1 protein-coding gene and 1 pseudogene are annotated in these 1,878 nt (G+C 62.4%); both read right to left on the bottom strand.

Annotated features, from left to right (window positions below; genetic code table 11):
* Positions 1 to 155, bottom strand: a pseudogene (locus EGJ34_RS21595) (flagellin); the annotation flags it as partial.
* A gap of 249 nt (positions 156 to 404) precedes the next feature.
* Complete coding sequence (locus EGJ34_RS21590) at positions 405 to 1,622, bottom strand: flagellin (RefSeq protein WP_125362436.1); 1,218 nt, start codon at positions 1,620 to 1,622, stop codon at positions 405 to 407.
* Between the last annotated feature and the right edge of the window lie 256 nt (positions 1,623 to 1,878).

The following is a 1,878-nucleotide window of genomic DNA, read 5'->3' as shown; positions in this document are numbered from 1 at the left end:
TCGGAGATCGCCAGGCCGGCGGCGTCGTCCTTGGCGCTGTTGATGCGCAGACCCGACGACAGACGCTGGATCGTCGTAGCCAGGCTGGAGCCGCTGGTCGACAGATTGCGCTGTGCGTTCAGCGACATCACGTTGGTATTGATGACTTGTGCCATTTTCGTGCTCCTGGTGGCGAGGATGATGTCGCCGGGTAATGGAGATGTGTCCCCTTGCGGAGGTGCCACGAAAGGTGATCATGTCGCGGCTGAGATCAATAACGACACAATGTCAATAACCTTTAGCGGATTTCTTTTGAAAGTTTCTGCATGGAGCAAAGAGCAGCCGGGCAGAGCCCGGCTCTACGGAACAGCCAACAAAAAACCCGGCCGAAGCCGGGTTTTTCGTGTTTCAGCTGGCGCAGGGGATCAGCCCTGCAGCAGGCTCATCACGCTCTGCGGCGACTGGTTGGCCTGGGCCAGCATCGCCGTACCGGCCTGCTGCAGGATCTGCGTGCGGGTCAGTTCGGCGGTTTCCTTGGCGTAGTCGGTGTCGCGGATACGGCTGCGCGAGGCCGACAGGTTTTCCGAGGTGGTGCCGAGGTTGGCGATGGTGGAGGTGAAGCGGTTCTGGATCGCACCCATGTCGGCGCGCGAGCTGTTCACTGCGGTCAGCGCCTTGTCGACGATGGACAGAGCCTGCTGGGAACCGGTGAAGGTGGAGATGTCCAGATTGCTGGCGTACTGGGCGGTGAGGCCGGTTGCATCGGCGGTCGGCGTCGGCGCGGTCGGCGCGGTGGCACCGGTCCAGGTACCCATGGTGACTTCAATGGCATTGAAGGTGCCATCTGCAGCGACGTTGCTCTGCACCGAGGTCAGATCCAGCTTGCCGGCGGTGGCGGCATCGACCGAGGCGTAGACGCCGGTCTGGTCCATCTTGGCATTGATGGCCGCGGCGATCGCAGCGGTGGTGGCCTTGCGGGTGGCGGCGATGTCGACGCCGGCCTTCACTTCAATCTTGTCCAGCTTGTACGAGTTGCCGTCGGCACCCTGGATTTCCATGCCTTCGATGGTGACATCGCCATTGGCGGCAGGGGCGGCGACAGTGAAGGTGTTGCTGTCGAACTTGGCACCGCCCAGCGCGCCGGCGCTGGCGTCAACGATGCTGTTGATGCCGATGGTCTGGCCCGAGTCGGCACCGACCTGGAACAGGGCACCGGAGAACGAACCGTCCAGCAGCTTGGTGCCGTTGAAGTTGGTCTGGCGGCTGACACGGTCGATTTCCGAGACCAGCTGCTTCACTTCGGCGTTCAGCGCTTCACGGTCACTGTCGGAGTTGGTGGCGTTGGCCGACTGCACCGACAGCTCGCGGATGCGCTGCAGGTTGTTGCCGATTTCGACCATTGCGCCTTCGGCGGTCTGGGCCAGCGAGATGCCGTCGTTGGCATTGCGCACGGCGACGTCCAGGCCGCGGATCTGGGTGCTGAAACGCTCGGAGATGGCCAGGCCGGCGGCATCGTCCTTGGCGCTGTTGATACGCAGGCCGGAGGACAGGCGCTGGATGGTGGTGGCCAGGCTGGAACCGCTGGTCGACAGGTTGCGCTGTGCGTTCAGCGACATCACGTTGGTGTTGATGACTTGTGCCATTGCCGTTCTCCTGATGCGTATCTGGTATTGCTTGGATGGGGTGCCCCGGGGGAGGCAGTAGGGCGATGTGCCCTGGTTGAAAACAATAACGACACGTTTCCGGGAACCTTTAGGGTCCGGTTCCGGAAATTTTTGCGGGTGTCAAGTCGAGCCGGGCAAGCCCGGCTCTACGGGGCACAAAAAACCCGGCCGGGGCCGGGTTTTCTGCTTTATACCTGAGGCAAGGGATCAGCCCTGCAGCAGGCTCATCACGCTG

The sequence above is a fragment of the Stenotrophomonas sp. 278 genome (assembly GCF_003935715.1).
In the GTDB taxonomy this organism is placed as follows: domain Bacteria; phylum Pseudomonadota; class Gammaproteobacteria; order Xanthomonadales; family Xanthomonadaceae; genus Stenotrophomonas; species Stenotrophomonas maltophilia_AH.
Note: the sequence above shows the minus strand (reverse complement) of the source record. Positions and strands in the feature narration are given on the sequence as shown.